Origin of the sequence: Pseudomonas sp. IT-232MI5 (assembly GCF_949767845.1) — a bacterium.
In the GTDB taxonomy this organism is placed as follows: domain Bacteria; phylum Pseudomonadota; class Gammaproteobacteria; order Pseudomonadales; family Pseudomonadaceae; genus Aquipseudomonas.
The window spans coordinates 346955-367688 of sequence record NZ_CATKQE010000033.1; the positions used below are offsets into that span (position 1 = coordinate 346955).

At 60.1% G+C, this 20734-nt stretch carries 12 protein-coding genes; 4 read left to right on the plus strand and 8 right to left on the minus strand.

The window, feature by feature from the left end:
• Positions 1 to 63 precede the first annotated feature (63 nt).
• The 3 genes from glgB to ACM6JQ_RS17500 form a co-directional block, all read right to left on the minus strand.
• Entirely contained in the window at positions 64 to 2295 is a 2232-nt protein-coding gene (gene glgB / locus ACM6JQ_RS17490; protein ID WP_414894318.1) for a 1,4-alpha-glucan branching protein GlgB, read from the minus strand.
• Positions 2296 to 2297: 2 nt separating this feature from the next.
• Positions 2298 to 5639, minus strand: a complete 3342-nt coding sequence (gene treS / locus ACM6JQ_RS17495) for a maltose alpha-D-glucosyltransferase (RefSeq protein WP_414894319.1) — start codon at positions 5637 to 5639, stop codon at positions 2298 to 2300.
• Between the two features lie 142 nt (positions 5640 to 5781).
• Positions 5782 to 7779 carry an alpha-1,4-glucan--maltose-1-phosphate maltosyltransferase gene (locus ACM6JQ_RS17500; RefSeq protein WP_414894320.1) on the minus strand — a complete coding sequence of 666 codons (1998 nt, stop codon included), beginning with the start codon at positions 7777 to 7779 and terminating at the stop codon, positions 5782 to 5784.
• A gap of 217 nt (positions 7780 to 7996) precedes the next feature.
• On the opposite strand from ACM6JQ_RS17500, the gene ACM6JQ_RS17505 reads away from it, so the two are divergent.
• The gene (locus ACM6JQ_RS17505; RefSeq protein ID WP_003224520.1) at positions 7997 to 8155 is read left to right on the plus strand and encodes a hypothetical protein; all 159 of its coding nucleotides are present in this window, start codon (positions 7997 to 7999) and stop codon (positions 8153 to 8155) included.
• A 136-nt stretch (positions 8156 to 8291) separates the two neighbouring features.
• Here ACM6JQ_RS17505 and ACM6JQ_RS17510 read toward each other — a convergent pair whose 3' ends face one another.
• The gene (locus tag ACM6JQ_RS17510) at positions 8292 to 8804 is read right to left on the minus strand and encodes an MgtC/SapB family protein (protein WP_007919183.1); all 513 of its coding nucleotides are present in this window, start codon (positions 8802 to 8804) and stop codon (positions 8292 to 8294) included.
• A 123-nt stretch (positions 8805 to 8927) separates the two neighbouring features.
• Between ACM6JQ_RS17510 and ACM6JQ_RS17515 the strand changes: the two genes are divergently transcribed.
• From ACM6JQ_RS17515 to mapR, 3 genes are all read left to right on the plus strand, one after another.
• The gene (locus tag ACM6JQ_RS17515) at positions 8928 to 9176 is read left to right on the plus strand and encodes a DUF3203 family protein (RefSeq protein ID WP_007919185.1); all 249 of its coding nucleotides are present in this window, start codon (positions 8928 to 8930) and stop codon (positions 9174 to 9176) included.
• A gap of 195 nt (positions 9177 to 9371) precedes the next feature.
• Complete coding sequence (gene ccoG, locus ACM6JQ_RS17520; protein WP_414894321.1) at positions 9372 to 10802, plus strand: cytochrome c oxidase accessory protein CcoG; 1431 nt, start codon at positions 9372 to 9374, stop codon at positions 10800 to 10802.
• A gap of 382 nt (positions 10803 to 11184) precedes the next feature.
• Positions 11185 to 12594, plus strand: a complete 1410-nt coding sequence (gene mapR, locus ACM6JQ_RS17525; protein ID WP_007919188.1) for a GntR family transcriptional regulator MpaR — start codon at positions 11185 to 11187, stop codon at positions 12592 to 12594.
• A gap of 149 nt (positions 12595 to 12743) precedes the next feature.
• Here mapR and ACM6JQ_RS17530 read toward each other — a convergent pair whose 3' ends face one another.
• The 4 genes from ACM6JQ_RS17530 to ACM6JQ_RS17545 form a co-directional block, all read right to left on the minus strand.
• A complete protein-coding gene (locus tag ACM6JQ_RS17530) occupies positions 12744 to 13490 on the minus strand; it encodes an SDR family oxidoreductase (RefSeq protein WP_007914361.1) in 747 nt (248 codons plus the stop codon).
• 189 nt (positions 13491 to 13679) lie between these two features.
• Complete coding sequence (locus tag ACM6JQ_RS17535) at positions 13680 to 15761, minus strand: putative bifunctional diguanylate cyclase/phosphodiesterase (RefSeq protein ID WP_095112067.1); 2082 nt, start codon at positions 15759 to 15761, stop codon at positions 13680 to 13682.
• A gap of 296 nt (positions 15762 to 16057) precedes the next feature.
• The gene (locus ACM6JQ_RS17540) at positions 16058 to 17530 is read right to left on the minus strand and encodes an efflux transporter outer membrane subunit (RefSeq protein ID WP_123375383.1); all 1473 of its coding nucleotides are present in this window, start codon (positions 17528 to 17530) and stop codon (positions 16058 to 16060) included.
• Positions 17527 to 20634 (minus strand): efflux RND transporter permease subunit, encoded by a 3108-nt coding sequence (locus ACM6JQ_RS17545; RefSeq protein ID WP_007914366.1) that lies wholly within the window; start codon positions 20632 to 20634, stop codon positions 17527 to 17529. Before ACM6JQ_RS17545 ends, ACM6JQ_RS17540 begins: the two co-directional genes overlap by 4 nt.
• Positions 20635 to 20734 lie beyond the last annotated feature (100 nt).

A 20734-nucleotide genomic window follows, 5' to 3' on the forward strand; every position in this document is an offset into this window, starting at 1 on the left:
CAAGGGAACGCATTTCAAGTGTAGGAGTGAGCCTGCTCGCGATGGCAGCGACGCGGTCTCGGATCAGCTCTCTGGCTTGAGGATCAACACCGCCAACGGCGGCAGATTCAGTTCCAGCGACAATGACTGGCCATGGCTCGGCACTTCCTCGGTAAACGCCCCGCCGCCATTGCCGTAATTGGAACCGGCATAGGTGTCGGCATCGCTATTGAGCAATTCTGCCCAGCGCCCGGCAAACGGCACGCCGACGCGATAAGCCTGACGTGGCACCGGCGTGAAGTTGGCCACCACCAGCACCGGTTTACCGTCCTTGCTCCAGCGCAACCACGCATACACGCTGTTGATCGCATCATCACCGATCAACCACTGAAAGCCCTGCGGCGCGTCGTCCTGATCGTGCAGTGCCGGTTCTTCGCGATACAGTCGATTGAGATCGCCAACCAGTTTCTGCACGCCTTTGTGTTCGGAGTACTGCAGCAGATACCAGTCCAGTTGCTGATCGTGATTCCACTCGCGCCACTGGCCAAACTCGCAGCCCATGAACAACAGCTTCTTGCCCGGGTGGGTCCACATGAAGCTCAGATAGGCACGCAGGTTGGCGAATTTCTGCCAGCGGTCACCGGGCATCTTGTCGATCAGCGAATGCTTGCCGTGCACCACTTCGTCGTGGGAGATCGGCAGGATGAAACGCTCCGACCAGGCGTAGACCAGACCAAAACTCAACTCGTTGTGATGATGGGCGCGATAGACCGGATCCTGCTGAATGTAATGCAGCGAATCGTGCATCCAGCCCATGTTCCATTTGTAGGCGAAACCCAGACCGCCCTGCTGCGTGCTTTGACTGACACCGGGCCACGCGGTGGACTCTTCGGCGATCACCAGCGCGCCCGGCGCTTCCAGTTCGACCACATCGTTCAAATGCCGGAGGAAGTCGATGGCTTCCAGATTTTCCCGGCCGCCATGGCGGTTGGGTACCCATTCGCCCGCCTTGCGCGAATAGTCGCGGTACAACATCGACGCCACCGCATCGACACGCAAGCCGTCGATATGGAAATGCTTCAACCAGTGCAGCCCCGAGGCCAGCATGTAGCCGTGCACCTCGGTGCGCCCGAGGTTGTAGATCAGCGTGTCCCAGTCCTGATGGAAGCCTTCCAGCGGGTTGCCGTACTCGTACAGTGCGGTGCCGTCGAACTGCGCCAGACCGTGGGTATCGGTAGGGAAATGCGCCGGTACCCAGTCGAGAATCACACCGATCTCGGCCCGGTGGCAGGCGTCGACGAATTCGGCAAACTGCGCCGGCGTGCCATAACGCGCGCTCGGTGCAAATTGCGAGAGCAACTGATAACCCCAAGAACCACCAAACGGGTGCTCCATGATTGGCATCAGCTCGATATGAGTGAAACCCAATTCTTTCACATACGGAATCAGCCGTTCGGCCAGTTCCGGCCAGGTGTACTGACGGGCCACTTCGCCCAGATCATCCAGCTCACATTGCCAGGAACCGGCGTGCAGTTCATAGATCGACAGCGGCGCCGAGTGTTTCTGGCGGTCACGACGGCTGCTCATCCAGTCCTGATCCTGCCAGTCGATTTGCAGCGGCTCGGCGACTTTCGAAGCGGTGTCCGGCGGCAGACTGGTGGCCAGCGCCATCGGGTCGGCCTTGAGCGGCAGAATGCCGTGGGCACCGAGAATCTCGTATTTGTACAACTCGCCCGCTTGCAGGCGCGGGATGAACAACTCCCAGACTCCGGACGGATGACGCAGGCGCATTGGATGCCGACGGCCATCCCAGACGTTGAAATCGCCAACCACCGACACGCGTCGGGCATTCGGCGCCCACACGGCGAAACGCACACCGTCGACGCCATCAACGGTTTTCAGTTGCGCGCCGAGGCACGCACTGAGGTCACGGTGATTACCCTCGGCAAACAGATACAAATCCATTTCACCGAGTAACTGGCCGAAGCTGTACGGATCCTCGGCGACCTGCTCGCCGCCCGCCCAACGTGTGCGCAGCTGATACGGCCGCGGCTGATCGAAATGGCCGACAAACAACCCCGGCGTTTCGGTCTGTTCCAACGGACCGCGTTCTTCACCGCTGTCCTTGTCCAGCACCACGACACTCAACGCACCCGGTAGATAAGCGCGAATGAACTGCCCGCCAGCGCCATCGCCGTGCGGGCCAAGAATGGAAAAAGGGTCGTGATGTTCAGCGCGCACCAAGGCGTCGATATCTTTCGCCGAGGGCAGCAATGTTTCTTTGACCGCACCCTGTTCCTTGTTCGAGAAACTCATGACTACTCTCCACCAAGATCGGAAAAGGGTTTAAGCCCCGTCAATAACCCATACAAACCGTGCAACGGCACGGGCAGCCACGTGGGGCGATTTTCGGCTTCATAGGCCACTTCATAGGCCGCCTTCTCCAGGCCGAACAACGCCAGCGCGGCGTCGGCACCTTCAGGATCTTGCCAAGCATGATCAAGACTAGCTGCCGCACGGCGATATGCCTGAACAAATGCCTCACGGGCCTCATGCAGATAACGCTCGGCGACCAGACGCCGCGCGGTTTCAGACTCAGCGCTGTGGTCAACGTTGTGCACGTTGATGGTCATCGCCGCCGCATAATCGAACGAGCGCAGCACGCCGCTGACATCCTTGTACGGACTGTGTTTGCCACGACGCTCGCTCAATGGCCGCGCCGGTTCACCCTCGAAGTCGATCAGGTAGGCATCGCCCTTGATCACCAGCACCTGGCCCAAATGCAGATCACCGTGGACGCGAATGCGTAAACCGCCGACGGCTTTTTTCGCCAGATCCTGCACATGCGTGAGGATGGTTTTCTTCTCGTCGATGAGACGTTTGACCAGTTTCTGATCCGCCGCATTGAGTTCGCCCTGATGCTGCTTGAGCAGCTTCAAGGCGTGCTCGACCTGCGCCACGACATCCTTGCCCGTAGCCTGCATATCCTTGACCGTCGACACCTGCGGAGCGAAGTCGGGATTGTCGGTAGGCTCGGCAAGCATTTGATGCATTTCGCCCAGACGCTGACCGAGCATGCCGGCAAAATCCTTCAACTCGCCGAGGGCGTTGTAATGCTGTTCCTGCTCGGACATGGCATCGGCCAGCTCATCACGCAGCGCCCGTTCGAGGTTGTTCTGCGTCCACTCCCAGGCATCGCCCTGATTGCTCAGGTAGCCTTGGGCGATCATCAACAGGTTGTCTTCGCCCTGGGCGTCGCGGCGAATCACCGAGCCGAGCAGCGGAGAGATATTGGCAAATCCGGCCTCGGTCAGGTAAGCGCTCATCTCCAGTTCCGGGTGTACGCCAGAAGCGACTTTACGTATCAGCTTGAGCACCAGGCTGTTGCCGATCACCACCGAACTGTTCGATTGCTCGGCGGACAGATAACGCACTTCCGATTCGGCACCGAGGCCGAGTTTTTCCAGATGCGGCGTCGGCGCAAAGCGGATTTCGCCCTCGCTCGACTCAAGTACGGTGCTGTTCTGCATGCCTTGCAGCACTGCACGAACAAATGCTTCAAGACTGAACGCGTCGGTGATCAGACCAACCTGTCGTACACGGCGTACACGGGACAAGGCCAATTGCTGCGGCAACGCCGGGCCGACCTGATCCTCGGAAATGAAACCGAACGGCAGTTGATAACGACTGGTCTGCCCAACGCTGGTGACTTCGATTTCGCTGAGCAGCACCGGATGCTGCGCATCGCCGAAACGCACGCCATAAGCCAGATGTACTTTTTCGATGGCGGCGTCCTTGCCGGCGAACCAGCGGCGGTTCTGCAGCCAGCTCGGCAGAATGCTTTGCTCCAGCGTCGTGCGCGACGGCGCTTCGAGCAGTTCTTCCATGCGTTTTTTCAACACCAGCGTGGTGAAGTCCGGCAGGCTTTGCGCCGGTTCCACGTGCCAACTCGGCATCTGATTTTCTGCCGCCAGCGCGAACCAGTAGAAACCGTACGGCGCCAGGGTCAGGAGGAAATTCAACTGGCCAATCGGCGGGAACGCGTTACCGCCGAGCATCTCCACCGGCACCATGCCGACGTAGGCCGACAGGTCCAGCTCCACCGCTTGCGCACTGCGCGAAACGTTGGCCACGCACAGAATAATTTCGTGCTTGCCATCGGCATCGGTGAATTCGCGGGTGTAGGCCAGTACACGGCGGTTGTTCGGTGAGAGCATTTTCAACGAGCCACGGCCGAACGCCTTGGACTGCTTGCGCACCGCGAGCAGACGGCGGGTCCAGTTCAGCAGCGAGTGCGGATCGCCAGACTGGGTTTCGACGTTGACCGACAGATAGCCATATTGCGGGTCCATGATCGGCGGCAGCACCAGACTCGCTGGGTCGGCGCGGGAGAAGCCGCCGTTACGGTCGATCGACCATTGCATCGGCGTACGCACACCGTCGCGGTCGCCGAGGTAGATGTTGTCGCCCATGCCGATTTCATCGCCGTAATACAGGGTCGGCGTGCCCGGCATCGACAGCAGCAGGCTGTTGAGCAATTCGATGCGACGGCGATCACGCTCCATCAATGGTGCCAAACGACGGCGGATGCCGAGGTTGATCCGCGCGCGACGGTCAGCCGCGTAGTAATTCCACAGATAGTCGCGTTCTTTGTCGGTGACCATTTCCAGCGTCAGTTCATCGTGGTTGCGCAGGAAGATCGCCCATTGGCAATTGGCGGGAATTTCCGGGGTCTGGCGCAGAATATCGGTGATCGGGAAGCGATCTTCCTGGGCCAGCGCCATGTACATGCGCGGCATCAACGGGAAGTGAAACGCCATGTGGCATTCGTCACCGTTGAGGCCTGCGGCATCGGTGTCGCCGAAGTACAGCTGCGTGTCTTCCGGCCATTGATTGGCCTCGGCGAGCAACATGCGGTCGGGATAATTGGCGTCGATCTCGGCGCGGATCTGCTTGAGGACGTCGTGGGTTTCGGGCAGGTTTTCGTTGTTGGTGCCGTCGCGCTCGATCAGGTACGGGATCGCGTCGAGGCGCAGGCCGTCGATGCCCATGTCCAGCCAGTAACGCATCACCGAGAGCACGGCTTTCATCACTTGCGGGTTGTCGAAATTCAGATCCGGCTGGTGCGAATAGAAACGGTGCCAGAAGTACTGGCCGGCAACCGGGTCCCAGGTCCAGTTGGATTTTTCCGTGTCGAGGAAAATGATCCGCGTGCCGTCGTATTTCTGATCGTCATCCGACCACACATAGAAATCCCGCGCCGCCGAGCCGGGCTTGGCCTTGCGCGCACGCTGGAACCACGGGTGCTGGTCCGAGGTGTGGTTGATGACCAGCTCGGTAATCACCCGCAAGCCGCGCTTGTGCGCTTCGGCGATAAAACGCTTGGCATCGGCCATGGTCCCGTAATCGCTGTGCACGCCGCGGTATTCGGCGATGTCGTAGCCGTCATCGCGACGTGGCGAGGGGTAGAACGGCAATAGCCAGATGGTATTGACGCCGAGGTCGGCGATGTAATCGAGTTTAGCGATCAGGCCGGGAAAGTCGCCGATCCCGTCATTGTTGGAGTCGAAAAACGATTTGACGTGAACTTGATAGATCACCGCGTCCTTGTACCAGAGCGGGTCTTTGATAAAGGTGGCTGCCTTGGGTTTCTTCGCCATGTGAAACTCCTGAAAAATTCGTTTCTGCACAGAATCTGATTGTGCTGATCCCCCTGTAGGAGCTGCCGAAGGCTGCGATCTTTTGATCTTGCTTTTAAAAGATCGCAGCCTTCGGCAGCTCCTACAGGGGTTTGGGCAATGCTTAGGTGGCAGTGATTCGCCAAATGCCGAATGGCTGGTAAGCCGGGTCCAGGCGCATGAACTGGTATTTGCCATGCCAGTCCCAGCGATGCCCGTTCATCAAGTCTTCGCCGTGTGTCGTTGCGTCATCGGGCAGGCCCATTTCCCACAGCGGCAGTTCGAAATTCGCCTCCTGCACGTTGTGCGGATCGAGGCTGACCGCGACCAGAATGAAATTGCTGCCGTCGAAGCTGCGCTTGCCGAAATACAGAATGTTGTCGTTCCAGGCGTTGTAGACCTTCAGGCCCAGATGCGTGTGCAGCGCCGGGTTCTGCCGGCGGATACGGTTGAGTTGGGCGATCTCGGCAATGATGTTGCCGGGCGCTGTGAAGTCGCGGACGCGGATCTCGTACTTCTCCGAGTCGAGGTATTCTTCTTTACCCGGCACCGGAGCCGATTCGCACAGTTCGAACCCCGAATACATCCCCCACAAGCCCGAGCCCATGGTTGCCAGCGCCGCACGAATCAAAAATCCCGGACGCCCGGATTCGTGGAGGAACGCCGGGTTGATGTCTGGCGTGTTGACGAAGAAGTTCGGCCGGTAGCATTCGCGCCACGGCGATTCATTCAGCTCAGTGAAATAGGTCGCCAGCTCAGCCTTGCTGTTGCGCCAAGTGAAGTAGGTGTAGCTCTGGGTGTAACCGACCTTGCCCAGCCGCGCCATCATCGCTGGCGTGGTGAAGGCTTCGGCGAGGAAGATCACTTCCGGGTACAGCGCCCGCACATCAGCGATCAGCCATTGCCAGAACGGCAACGGTTTGGTGTGCGGATTGTCGACGCGAAAGATCTTCACGCCCTCCTCGACCCAACCGATGACGATATCGCGCAACTCGACCCACAGGCTCGGAATCGCGTCCGGCGCATAGAAGTCGACGTTGACGATGTCCTGATATTTCTTCGGCGGGTTTTCCGCGTATTTGATCGTGCCGTCGGGACGCCAGTTGAACCAGCCCGGATGCTGTTTGAGCCACGGGTGATCCTGGGAACACTGAATGGCAAAATCGAGGGCGATTTCCAGGCCGTGATCGGCGGCAGCGGCCACCAGTCGGCGGAAGTCTTCGCGGGTGCCGAGTTGCGAGTGAATGGCCTCGTGGCCGCCCTCCTCACTGCCGATGGCATAAGGACTGCCCGGATCATCGGGGCCGGCGGTCAGGGCGTTGTTGCGGCCCTTGCGATGGGCGCGGCCAATCGGATGGATCGGCGTGAAATACAGCACGTCGAAACCCATGTCCTGAATCATCGGCAAACGCGCGTGCACGTCATTAAAGGTGCCGTGACGGTGGGGATCATCGGTGATCGAGCGCGGAAACAGTTCATACCAACTGGCAAATTCGGCCAGTTCGCGTTCGACGTCCACCGGGAATTCCGGACTGACGCTCAGATAGGCGCGATGATCGGCCTCAGCCATCAATTGCGCACTGCGCGAGTGCAGGAACAACGCGACCTGCTCGGTTTCGAGCAGCCCGGACAACTCGTGGTGCAACGCGGCGAGCTGTTCGCTGAGCTGGCCTTCGCTGCGTTCGGCGGCCTGTTGCACCATGGTTCGGCCTTCCTGCAACTCCAGCGAAACAGGCACAGCGGCGCTGTGTTTCTTCTCCAGTTCATATTGGAAACTGGCGAAATGGTCGATCCACGCTTCGATACAATAGAGGAAACGCCCTTGATGCTCAGGGCGGAACTGGCCTTGCCAGCCATTGTTGCCCTGATCAGCCATGACCTCGGTCTGCCAGGTCTCCTCGCCTTCCTCGCGCCAACGGATGCGCACGGCGAGTTTGTCGTGACCGTCGGCGAACACTTTGCTGGTGACCACAATTTCACGGCCGGCAATCGACTTCACGGCGAACTGCCCGCCATCGAGGGTCGGCATGGTGTTTTCAATGGCAATTCGCGGCAGCAGCAAGGCCTGCGACAGCGGCATGTGCGGGTTGTAGCTTAATTCAGAAGGTTTTTCAGCCGTCATTGAGCATCTCTCCTTAACGCCCCAAGGACGCTCTTGTGCCGGGTCAGTGTTCGCAACGCTGCGCCTGCCCCGCAATGAACTCACTTAGGTTCCGAGCGACCGGCGCCGGGAAAAGTTCAGATGAAATTGCCGTGTCAGAAAAGCGGATCGAATTCGCCAAGAGGTGGTCAATCCACTTAAGCACTTCTCACGCCATGTGCCACACGGAGGTCATCAGATGAACATCCCGATCCCGGCCGAAACGCCTGATCCGAACATCGACAAACCCACTCTTCCCGAGACCGAGCCGCAGCCGATTCCCGAGCAGGAACCACCGGGAACCACACCGCCGCCCAAAGAAGAACCACCGACGACGATGCCACCCGTCATCGTCTGATTGATCGTTAACTGATCGTTCCCACGCTCCGCGTGGGAATGCAGCCCGGGACGCTCCGCGTCCCAAAGGGGACGCATAGCGTCCATTGAGGCGTTTCCACGCAGAGCGTGCCAACGATCATCCGGCGCAGGAATGATCAGTGGTCATCAGTTTTTTCCTCGTCCTTTTCGAAGAGCTTCACGATGCGCGGCATCACGCTGAAAATCCCCAGCGCCAGAAAGGTACTGAGCAGCGCCGTTGCCTCCCTGCCCAATCCGGCCGCGACACCAATGGCCGCGGTCATCCACAGCCCGGCAGCCGTGGTCAGGCCTTTGACATGGCCTTCATCGCCTTCCTTGTTTTTCAGGATAGTCCCGGCACCGAGAAAGCCGATCCCGGCGATCACCCCCTGCACCACCCGGCTCATAGCATCCGACTCCGCCCCTGACGTTTGCGGCACCAGCACAAACAGCGCGGCCCCAAGCGCTACCAGCATGTGCGTGCGCACCCCGGCAGCCTTGCCCTTGTGCTCGCGCTCAAACCCCAGAATCCCGCCCAGCACCGCCGCCATCAGCAGGCGAACGGTAATCCGCGTCAATTGCGAAGCATCACCAACGTCGGCGAATTCCGCTTGCAGGGTTTCCCACACTTCATGCCACCACGCGTTCATCGTGCAGTCCTTGTTATTAGTCGGTAAACGATGGACAGCGGCGACCATTAATCAGTTGCGCAGAACGATCGGCAACGCGCGCGCCCTAACCTTGCAGACCTCCCTGAAAAAAGGACTGCCCCCATGCCTCTTCGAGTCGATGAATCCAACCCCGAACAAAAAGTGTGTTTTTTCGCCGTCGAACACGGCGAGGAAATTCGCATTTGCGACACTCTGGAAGTCATGACAGATAGCGAAAAATCCATGTCATTCGTGGAAATAGAAGGCCGGCGCGTTTACATCACAGAGGCAGAGGCTGACGCCTTGACCGTCGCAGGCGCCAAAGACGGGCGCAAACACCTGAAAGCCGACGAGAGTGATTCGGTGATTTGACTGACTTCGATCAACACCCCGCGCAAACGTCTGCGATAGGCGTTTGCGCCTTTGCCTGCGCGCTGCTTCAAGTTGTCGCAGACGTTACCCAAAATCTCATCTGATCCGCTTTTTATTGAAATACCTGAGTCTGTTATGCAAACAGATCGACGCTCATAGTGCGCTGGCCTGATGGAGGCTGATGAGCGAATAACCATGAGCGAACAAATCCCCGTCCGAACCGTAGAAGCATCCCCGACTATAAAGAAGGTGCCCGCACGCCCAATGAAGGTGACGGCCAAGTCCAGCGACAACCAGATCCACACCCGCAGCTTCACCGGCCTGTTCCGCACCCTGCGCATGAGCGGCGCGGGATTTCTGTTCGTGCTGTTTTTCGGCACCGTGTGGCTGAACTGGGGCGGCCGTCAGGCGGTGCTTTGGGATTTGTCCGAAAGCAAATTCCACATCTTCGGCGCGACGTTCTGGCCGCAGGATTTCATCCTGCTCTCGGCGCTGTTGATCATCGCCGCCTTCGGTTTGTTCGCCATTACCGTGTTTGCCGGCCGGGTCTGGTGCGGCTACACCTGCCCGCAGAGTTCGTGGACATGGATCTTCATGTGGTGCGAGAAGATCACCGAAGGCGAGCGCAACCAGCGGATCAAACTGCAAGCTGCGCCGTGGAGCCTGAACAAACTGGCGCGGCGCGCCGCCAAACACACCTTGTGGCTGGCGATCAGCGTGCTCACCGGCCTGACCTTCGTCGGTTACTTCACGCCGATCCGGCCACTGGCCGAAGAGTTGCTGACCCTGCAAATCGGCGGCGTCAGCCTGTTCTGGGTGCTGTTCTTCACCGCTGCCACCTACATCAACGCCGGTTGGCTGCGCGAGGCGGTGTGCATGCACATGTGTCCGTATGCGCGGTTCCAGAGCGTGATGTTCGACAAAGACACCCTGGCGATTTCCTACGACGTGGCCCGTGGCGAAAACCGTGGCCCGCGTAAACGCGACGTGAAACCGCTTGAAGCCGGTCTGGGTGATTGCATCGACTGTCAGTTGTGCGTGCAGGTCTGCCCGACCGGCATCGACATCCGCGATGGCCTGCAGATGGAATGCATCGGTTGCGCGGCGTGCATAGACGCCTGTGACTCGATCATGGACAAGATGAACTACCCGCGTGGTTTGATCCGCTACAGTTCCGAGCGCGAATTGCAGGGTGGCAAGACTCACCTGCTGCGTCCGCGTTTGATCGGTTACACCGTGGTGCTGGTGGCGATGATCGGCGCATTGGCATTGGCGCTGGTCGAACGGCCGATGGTCTCGCTGGACGTGACCAAGGATCGCGGCTTGTTCCGTGAAAACGGTCAGGGCCAGATCGAAAACATCTACACCCTCAAAGTCATCAACAAGACCCAGCAACGTCAGGACTACCACCTCAGCCTGGTCGACGGCGATGGCTTCCAGTTGCAAGGCAAGACTGAGCTGAGCCTGGCACCGGGGGAAATTGTCGATGTGCCGGTGTCGGTGGCGATGACCACGGAGCGCCCGGCCAGCAGTTCGCAGACCTTGAGCTTCAAGATTGCCGACAGTGATGAGCCTGAGGTTTATAGCGTGGCGAAGAGCAGGTTTGTTGCGCCGATGAATCGCTGAGCCGTTAGAATCCGCTCCCTCACCCCAGCCCTCTCCCTGGGGGAGAGGGGGCCGACCGAGGTGTCTGTCGCTATACATCGACCTGACAGACCGAGTCGATTATGGATTCAGCAAAACGCTTTCAGACCGAGTCGATTGGGATTCAGCAAAACGCTTTCAGACCGAGTCGATTGGGATTCAGCAAAGCACTTTCAGGCCGAGTCGATTATGGATTCAGCGAAGCACTTTCAGGTCGAGTCGATTATGGATGCAGCGAAGCACTTTCAGGTCGGTGTAGTTCACAAGCATCCCCCGATCAGTCCCCTCTCCCTCTGGGAGAGGGCTAGGGTGAGGGGCAGTTCCCCTGACACACCTCATCATCAACCAGCACCAAGGCTCCTCGATGAAACGCTACGAAAAATTCGCCGACGACATCGCTGAACTGATCCGCTCCGGCGTCCTCGGCCCCGGCCAGCGCGTGCCTTCGGTGCGTTACGCCAGCCAGACCTACGGCGTCAGCCCGTCCACGGTGTTCCAGGCCTATTACCTGCTTGAACGCCGTGGCTTGATCCGCGCCCGACCGCGCTCCGGCTACTTCGTCAACACTCACGCGCCGAGCCCGTTTTCCGAGCCGGTGATCAGTAGCCACGTCAACGACTCCACCGAAGTCGACGTCAGTGAACTGGTGTTCTCGGTACTCGATTCGATCAAGGACCCGAGCACCGTGCCCTTCGGCTCAGCGTTCCCCAGCCCGACGCTGTTCCCGCTGCAACGCCTGTCGCGCTCGCTGGCCAGTGCCGCCCGCGAGATGGACCCGCGCATGGTCGTCACCGACATGTCGCCGGGCAACCCGCAACTGCGCCGGCAGATCGCCCTGCGCTACATGGTCGGCGGCCTGATGCTGCCGATGGAAGAGTTGCTGATCACCAACGGCGCCCTCGAAGCGCTGAACCTGTGCCTGCAAGCCGTCACCGAACCGGGCGATCTCGTGGCCATCGAAGCGCCGGCGTTCTACGCCAGTCTGCAAGTTCTGGAACGGCTGAAACTCAAAGCCGTGGAAATCCCCGTGCACCCGCGCGATGGCATCGACCTCGGCGTGCTCGCGCAAACTCTGGAACGCCACCCGATCAAGGCTTGCTGGTGCATGACCAGCTTCCAGAACCCGATGGGCGCGACCATGCCCGAGGCGAAGAAACAGGAATTGGTCGAACTGCTGCGCCGCCATCAGGTGCCGCTGATCGAAGATGATGTCTACGCCGAACTCTATTACGGCCAGCAGGCACCAAAACCAGCCAAGGCCTTCGATACTGAAGGTCTGGTGATGCACTGCGGCTCGTTCGCCAAGAGCCTGGCCCCCGGCTACCGCATCGGCTGGGTCGCCGCCGGCCGCTACGCGCAAAAGATCGAACGGCTGAAACTGATGACCTCACTGTGTGCCTCGATGCCGGCGCAAGCAGCGATTGCCGACTATCTGCAACACGGCGGTTACGATCGGCATCTGCGTAAATTGCGTTATGCGCTGGAAGAACAGCAGAGCGCGATGCTTGCGGCGATCGCCCGCTATTTCCCGGCGCAGACGCGGGTCAGCCAACCGGCGGGCGGCTACTTTTTGTGGCTGGAATTGCCGCCGCAGATGGATTCGTTGAAGTTGTTTCAGATGGCACTGGCGCAAGGCATCAGCATTGCGCCGGGGCCGATTTTCTCGCCGACGCAGCGGTTCAGGAATTGTATTCGGTTGAACTATGGCAGCCCGTGGACCGAGGATTCGGAAAAGGCCATGGAGACGTTGGGACGGATTGTGCGGTCGTTCTGACAGATTGTTGCTGACTGCACTGGCCCCATCGCTGGCAAGCCAGCTCCCACAGTGTTCTATGTCACCGCGTATGTTGTGTACGACACAGAAACCTGTGGGAGCTGGCTTGCCAGCGATGGGGCCGGATCAGGCAACACAAATCCCAACGATCAGCGCCCGCCACCCAAATCAACAAACGTCCCGGTCGCATACGAAGCCTTATCCGACAACAACCAGACAATCGCCTCCGCCACCTCATCCGGCCGCCCCCCACGGGCCATCGGAATCGCCGACTCCAGCTTGCTGACCCGATCCGGATCGCCGCTCAGCGCGTGGAAATCGGTGTAGATGTAACCCGGGCGCACCGCGTTGACCCGAATCCCCTCGCCCGCGACTTCCTTGGACAAGCCGATGGTGAAGGTGTCGAGCGCACCTTTTGAGGCCGCGTAATCGACGTACTCGTTGGGCGAACCAAGGCGTGAAGCCACCGACGACACGTTGACGATACTGCCGCCCTGCCCGCCGTGCTTGGGCGACATGCGCAGAATCGCGTGCTTGGCGCAGAGGATCGGCGCCAGAACGTTGGTTTTCATGATTTTCAGAATGCGGAATTCGGACATTTCATCGACCCGCGATTTGTGTCCGACGGTGCCGGCGTTGTTCACCAGCGCAGTGACACGGCCCAATTCGCTGTCGACCCGCTGGAACAGCGCGATCACTTCGTCTTCGATGCTGACGTCAGCGCGCACGGCGATGGCGTGTGCGCCCAATGCACGGACTTGCTCCAGCACGCTTTGCGCAGCCTGCTCGTCTTGCTCATAGTTGATGCAGATCCGATAGCCTTGCTCGGCAGCCAACAGCGCCGTGGCGGCGCCAATTCCGCGCCCGCCACCGGTGATCACAATGACTTTATCCATGCTGGCCTTTCTCCCCCAATGCACACGTAACAGTCGGGGGGAAGAATAACCGCCATTGGCGGGTTTTGCATGAGGTCTGTTGTGTCTGGCCGGACGCCTTCGCGAGCAGGCTCGCTCCCAGACTGCATTCGTGCACCACGCCGTCCCTGTGGGAGCAAGCCTGCTCGCGAAGAACGATAGCGCGGTCGATCAGACCGCCGCCACGGGCTTGCCGCGCGCAATATCCTGCATGAATCTGTCCGCCGGCATCGGATGCCCCAACAGATAACCCTGCAACGAATCACATCCCAGCTCAGTCAGAAACGCCTGCTGCACACCGGTTTCAACACCTTCAGCGACAATGCGCAAACCGAGCGCCTGGCCCAATGCGACAATCGCCGAAACAATCGCGGCATCGTCACTGTCATGCTCCAGATCGCGCACAAAGCCACGATCGATCTTCAGCTCGTTGGCCGGCAAACGCTTGAGGTACATCAGGCTGGAATAACCCGTGCCGAAGTCATCGATCGACAGATCGACGCCCATGTCCGACAACTCCTGCAACACCGTCATGCTCGCATCGGCATCGCTCATGGCCGTGGTCTCGGTGATTTCCAGCGTCAGGCTGTTCGCCGGCAAGTGATGCGTGGCCAACGCCTTGGCCACGCTGCGCACCAGTCCGGCGTGGCAGAACTGCAGCGCCGACAGGTTCACCGCGATACGCCAATCGGTGTAACCGAGCACGTACCACTCGCGCATTTGCCGACAGGCTTCATTGAGCACCCATTCACCGATCGGAATGATCAGCCCGGATTTCTCCGCCAGTTCGATGAACTTGTCCGGCATCAGCATGCCGTGAATCGGATGCTGCCAACGCAGCAACGCCTCAGCCCCGACCGGACGGCCGTTGGCGGCGTCGAACTTCGGCTGGTAATGCAAACTGAACTGGCTGTGCTCCAGCGCTGCGCGCAGGTCCTGCAACAACTGCAACTGCTTGCGCGCGTTGTTGTTCATCGACGCGTCGAAAAAGCTGTAACCGTTCTTGCCGCCGCCCTTGGCGTGGTACATCGCCGCGTCGGCGTTCATCAGCAGTTCCTGCGCGGTCTGGCCATTCCCCGGGTACAGGGCGATGCCGACGCTGGCGGATATCTGCAAATCATGTTCGGCGACGCGGAATGATTGCGCGATCAGGCCGACCTGACGTGCCGCCAGTCCCAGTGCGTCATCGGGTTCGGTCAGACGCACCAGCAGCACGAATTCATCGCCGCCGATTCGCGCCAGTGTGTCCGGACCGCGCAAGTCTTCACGCAGACGCAAGCCCACTTCCCGCAATAACTGGTCGCCCATATGGTGACCGAACGCATCGTTGACCGGTTTGAAGCCGTCCAGATCGATGAACATCAAAGCAAAACAGCCACCCTGCTCATGGACCTTTTTCATCGCCTGATTGATCCGGTCATCCAGCAGCATGCGGTTCGGCAGGCCGGTCAGGGTGTCGTGCAGGGCCAGTTGCGTGAGTTCGCGGTTGGCCACGGTCAATGAGTGCGCCAGATCAGCGGTGCGCGCTTCCAGGCGTGCGTCGAGAATCGATGTGAGCAAGGCAATCGACAGCACTGCCAACGTGGTGATCAACACCAGACTGTCGAGGCCGTTGCCCTTCAAGCCATTGACGGTGGCACCACAGAAACTGCCATCAGGAAACTGCGCGGCGGCCATGCCGGTGTAATGCATGCCGACAATGGCGATGCCCATGATGATCGCCGCCCCGCCCCGAATCAGTCGCACATAAGGCGAATGCTGACGCAGGCGGAAAGCGATCCACAGTGCCGCCGCCGAGGCGCCGACGGCAATCAGCAGCGAAGCGCCAAACAACGTCGGATCGTAATCGATCCCCGGCGTCATGCGCATCGCCGCCATGCCGGTGTAGTGCATGGCACTGATCCCGCTGCCCATGATCAGCGCGCCGAACGCCAGTTGCAGAATCGGCAGTTTCGGCTGACTGACCAACCATAAGGCGAATCCACAGGACAACACGGCGATGAGCAGCGACAGCGCGGTCAGGGCGATGTCATAGCCCAGGTCGATCGGCAGTTTGAAGGCCAGCATGCCAATGAAGTGCATCGACCAGACGCCGATGCCCATGGCAAACGCACCGCCGGCAGTCCAGAAATGCACCGCCCGGCCCTTGGCCGTGGCAATGCGACCGGTGAGGTCGAGCGCGGTGTAGGAAGCGAGAATCGCCACACACAACGAAATGAAAACCAGCGTGGAGGAATAACTACCGATGAGCATGGGAATTCTCGTGGCCACCCAACGCGGATTGCGTCCGTTCTCGGTCGGGCAAAGGCGGCGATTGTACTGATTGCACAGAAGAACGCACTGACAAAGTGAGCAATTGGCCATCAAGCCGATGAAACGCTTGTTCGATCGTCCGACAAGGCTCTGGCGCGGCGTCACAGCTTTTGATCGTTCCCACGCTCCGCGTGGGAATGCAGCCTGGGACGCTCCGCGTCCCTTCAAAGTCGAACGCGGAGCGTCCGTTGAGGCATTCCCACGCGGAGCGTGGGAATGATCAGTGAAGCCAACCTTCAGCGGGTGTTATCGCTCACATCCAGCTGCCCGTCCCAACCACCGCCCAGCGCCGCAATCAATTGCACGCTAGCAATCAAGCGGCTTTGCAGAATGTTCAGCACGCTGCGCTCATTGCTCAGCGCCGTGGCTTGCACCACCACGACGTCGATGTAAGCAATCAGCCCGGCCTTGTACTGGTTTTCCGTCAGGCGCAGGGAGTCGCGCGCCGCATCGAGCGCCTCCTGGCGCACCGCCGCTTCGTCTTCATACACCTTGAGCTGCACCAGATAGTTTTCAACTTCGCGGAAACCGTCGAGCACGGTCTGACGGTACTTGGCCACGGTCTGGTCATACACCGCCTCGGTGCGGTCGACTTCCGCCGAACGAATGCCACCGTCAAACAGCGGCAGCGCCAGTTTCGGCCCCACCGACCAGAAACGGTTGGGCAGGCTGACCAGGTTCTGCGAAGTACTGCTGCTGTAGCCGCCGCTCAGACTCAAGCTCAGATCCGGGTAATACGCCGCTTTGGCCACGCCGATGTTGGCGTTGGCAGCGATCACCGAACGCTCCGCCGAAGCGATGTCCGGGCGCCGCTCCAGCAACTGCGAGGGCAGGCTCAACGGCACTTGCGGCAGCTTTGGAATGGTCTGCACTTCGGCAATGTTGAAATCCGCCGGGGCTTGCCCGGTCAGCACGGCAATCGCATTTTCGAATTGCGCGCGCTGCCAGATCAGGTCAACCAGATCGGCCTGGGTGCTTTTCAGTTGTGTCTGTGCCTGCGCCACCGCATCGCGCCCGGAAACCCCGGCGCGGTACTGGTTCTGGGTCATCTTCAACGAGCGTTCGTAGGCGGCGACCGTGGCTTCGAGCAGGCGTTTCTGCTGATCGATCACGCGCAGTTGCAGGTAGTTCTGCACCAGCTCCGATTGCTGGCTCAGGCGCATCGCAGCCAAATCGGCAAAACTGGCCTGAGCGCTGGCCTCATCGGCTTCCAGTCCACGGCGCAGCTTGCCCCACACGTCCGCTTCCCAACTGACGCCAAGTTCGGCGTTATAGGTGTCGCGGATACCGCTGGAAGAACTGCTCAGACTCGAACTGCTGCTGCCAGTGCCCTGACTGGAGCGGGTCTTGCCGAGGCTCAAGTCTACTTTCGGATAAAACGCGCCACGGGCACTGCGCACCAACGCCTGAGCCTGACGGTACTGGGCTTCCGACTGCGCGACGGTCTGGTTGGAATTGTTGAGTTTCTCGATCAAGCCGTTGAGCTGCTGATCGCCATACAACTCCCACCAGGCCCCACGGGCCAGTGAATCGCTCGGGTTGGCCTGAGTCCAGCCCTCGGCCTCCTTGTACTGGGCGATTTCCGCAGTTTGCGGCCGTTGGTAGTCCGGGCCGACGGCGCAGGCACTGAGCATCGCCACGCACAGCGACAGGCTCAGCAGACGCGAGCCGCGAACGGTGGCCAGATTGAAAAGCGAACGGTCAGTCATAGCGGAGTTTCCAGAGCGGCGTCAGTGCGCACGCCACGCCATTTGTTGAAACGATGGCGCAGCTTGTCAAGATAGAGGTAAACCACCGGGGTGGTGTAAAGCGTCAGCACCTGGCTGAAAATCAGCCCGCCGATGATGGTCAGGCCCAGCGGCTGGCGCATTTCCGCGCCTTCGGCCCGGCCGAGCAGCAACGGCAAGGCACCGAGAATCGCCGCCAGGGTGGTCATCAGAATCGGCCGCAAGCGTTGCAGACAGGCGCTGCGGATCGATTCCAGCGGCGACAGGCCCTGATGCCGTTCCAGTTGCAACGCGAGGTCGATCATCAGAATGGCGTTTTTCTTCACCACGCCAATCAGCAGGAACAACCCGAGCAACGAGATCAGGCTGAACTCGCCGCCCAGCGCATAGATCGACAGCAACGCGCCGACACCGGCCGACGGCAGGGTCGACAGAATCGTCAGCGGATGAATGTAGCTTTCATACAGCACACCCAACACCAGATACACCGCCAGCAACGCCCCGAGAATCATGAACGGCTGGCTCTTTTGCGTCGCGGCGAAGGCGTCGGCGGTCCCGGCCATTTTTGCGATGACGTCTTCCGGCAGGCCGAGCTTGGCAATCGCCCGCTCGATCGCAGCACTGCCCTGCTCCACCGTCACGCCTTCGGCCATGTCGAAGGAAATGTCTTCGGAGGCGAACTGGCCTTCGTGGCTGACGCGGTCGTCTTCCAGGCTGTTTTCGTAATGAGCGAACGTCGACAGCGGCACCCGCGCACCGTCAGCGGTGATCACCTGCACCTGCTTGAGCGTCACCGGGTCCTGGGCGTATTTCGGATTGACCTCCATCACCACTTGATACTGGTTGAGGCTGTCGTAGATCGTCGAAATCTGCCGCTGGCTGTAGGCGTTGTTCAATACCGAGGTAACCATGTCCATGTCGATCCCCAGGCGCTTGGCCTGATCGCGGTCGACGATCAACGTCACTTGCTGGGCACCCGCTCCCTCTCGGGCGTCAATCGCCGTCAGTTCCGGCAAGGCCCTTAACGCGGTAACCACTTTTGGATACCACTTGCGCAACTCGCCCAGATCACCACTTTGCAGGATGTAGCTGTACTGCGACGTGGTCTGTTCGCGGCCGCCGCCAAATTGCAGATCCTGATCGGCCATCAGCATCAGTTGCGCACCGGGGACCTTGGGCATTTCCTTGCGCAGGCGCTCGATGACTTTCTGCGCGTTGAGCTGGCGCTCCTTGATTGGCTTCAGACGCACCAGCATGAAGGCGTTATTGGTGCCGTTGCTGCCGCCAATGAACCCGGCGACACTTTCCACCGCTTCGTCCTTGAGCACGGCGCGGCGGAAAATTTCCATTTTCGGCTGCATCACGCTGAACGACAGGCCGTCGTCGCCGCGTACGAAACCGATCAACTGGCCGGTGTCCTGCTGTGGCATAAAGGTTTTCGGCACCACCACGTACAGCGCAACGTTGACGCCGACGGTGATCAGCAAGCTGAGCAAGGTCAGACGCCGGTGACGCAGCACCCAGTCGAGGCTGCTGGCGTATTTGCCGACCATCCAGTCGTTGGTGCGACGGCTCCAGCGTTGCAGGCGGTTTTCCTGGCCGGGTGTGTGCGGCTTCAGCCAACGGGCGCAGAGCATCGGCGTCAGCGTCAGGGAAACCACCAGCGACACGACGATGGCTGCGGCCAGGGTGATGGAAAACTCGCGAAACAGGCTCTCGACGATCCCGCCCATAAACAGGATCGAGAGGAACACCGCCACCAGCGAGACGTTCATCGACAGCAAGGTAAACCCGACTTCCTTGGCCCCGAGGTACGCGGCCTGCATCGGTTTGACGCCTTCGTCGATGTGCCGGGAAATGTTCTCCAGCACCACGATGGCGTCGTCCACCACCAGACCGGTGGCCAGAATCAGCGCCATCAGCGACAGGTTGTTCAGCGAGAAACCGTAGAGGTACATCACCGCAAAGGTGCCGACCAGCGACACCGGCACGGCCAACGTCGGAATCAGCGAGGCGCGGAAGTTACCGAGGAACAGAAACACCACCAGAATCACCAGCGCCACGGCAATCAGCAAGGTCATCTCGGCTTCATGCAGGGTGGCTTTGATCACCGGCGAGCGGTCCATGGCCAGATTCAGCTTCACGCTGGCCGGCAACACCGCTTGCAGGGCCGGCAGTTGCGCCTTGATCTCGTTGACCGTCTCGATGATGTTGGCGCCGGCCTGGCGGTTGATCACCAGCAGCACGGCGGCGTCATCGTTGAAGAAGCCGCTGTTGTAGCGGTCTTCGACGCCATCACTGACCTTGGCCACGTCCTTGAGGCGCAGCGCTGCGCCATCGGCATAGTGGATGATCAGTGATTCGTAATCCTTGGCTTTTTCCAGCTGATCATTGGCCTGGATCTGCCACAAACGCTGGCCGTCTTCGACCGAACCCTTCGGCCGGCGTACGTTGGCATCGGCGATGGTCTTGCGCACATCGTCGAGCGCTACACCGTACTGATTCAGCGCCTGCGGTTCGAGTTCGATACGCACCGCCGGCAGCGAACTGCCGCCGATCTGTACTTCGCCGACGCCCTGCACCTGGGAAAGGCTCTGGGACAAAATGGTCGAAGCCAAATCGTAGAGCTGGCCTTTTTCCAGCACGTCCGACGTCAGCGACAGCACCATGATCGGCGCCTGCGACGGGTTGACCTTCTTGTAGGTCGGCATGCTGCGCATCCCGCTCGGCAACAGGTTGCGCGAAGCGTTGATCGCCGCCTGCACTTCCCGCGCCGCGCCGTTGATGTCGCGGTCGAGGTCGAATTGCAGAATGACCCGGGTCGAGCCCTGACTGGAACGGCTGCTCATGGTGTTGACGCCGGCAATCGCACCGAATGAGCGCTCCAGCGGCGTTGCCACGGTGGATGCCATGACCTCCGGGCTGGCACCAGGCAGGCTGGCCTGCACGACGATCACCGGGAAGTCCATTTGCGGCAGCGGCGCCACTGGCAGCAGGCCGAAACTCACACCGCCGAGCAGCATGATTGCCAGGCTCAACAGCATCGTCGCGACCGGACGCTTGATGAAAGGACCGGAGAGGTTCATCGAACGCGATCCCCAACGTCACACCAATCCCCTGTAGGAGTGAGCCTGCTCGCGATAGCGGTGTGTCTGTTTACATTGATGTCGCAGGTGCCGGCCTCAT

Coding starts and splice junctions, on each gene's coding strand:
- glgB (WP_414894318.1), bottom strand. CDS start 2,295: ATGAGTTTCTCGAACAAGGAACAGGGTGCGGTCAAAGAAACATTGCTG.
- treS (WP_414894319.1), bottom strand. CDS start 5,639: ATGGCGAAGAAACCCAAGGCAGCCACCTTTATCAAAGACCCGCTCTGG.
- ACM6JQ_RS17500 (WP_414894320.1), bottom strand. CDS start 7,779: ATGACGGCTGAAAAACCTTCTGAATTAAGCTACAACCCGCACATGCCG.
- ACM6JQ_RS17505 (WP_003224520.1), top strand. CDS start 7,997: ATGAACATCCCGATCCCGGCCGAAACGCCTGATCCGAACATCGACAAA.
- ACM6JQ_RS17510 (WP_007919183.1), bottom strand. CDS start 8,804: ATGAACGCGTGGTGGCATGAAGTGTGGGAAACCCTGCAAGCGGAATTC.
- ACM6JQ_RS17515 (WP_007919185.1), top strand. CDS start 8,928: ATGCCTCTTCGAGTCGATGAATCCAACCCCGAACAAAAAGTGTGTTTT.
- ccoG (WP_414894321.1), top strand. CDS start 9,372: ATGAGCGAACAAATCCCCGTCCGAACCGTAGAAGCATCCCCGACTATA.
- mapR (WP_007919188.1), top strand. CDS start 11,185: ATGAAACGCTACGAAAAATTCGCCGACGACATCGCTGAACTGATCCGC.
- ACM6JQ_RS17530 (WP_007914361.1), bottom strand. CDS start 13,490: ATGGATAAAGTCATTGTGATCACCGGTGGCGGGCGCGGAATTGGCGCC.
- ACM6JQ_RS17535 (WP_095112067.1), bottom strand. CDS start 15,761: ATGCTCATCGGTAGTTATTCCTCCACGCTGGTTTTCATTTCGTTGTGT.
- ACM6JQ_RS17540 (WP_123375383.1), bottom strand. CDS start 17,530: ATGACTGACCGTTCGCTTTTCAATCTGGCCACCGTTCGCGGCTCGCGT.
- ACM6JQ_RS17545 (WP_007914366.1), bottom strand. CDS start 20,634: ATGAACCTCTCCGGTCCTTTCATCAAGCGTCCGGTCGCGACGATGCTG.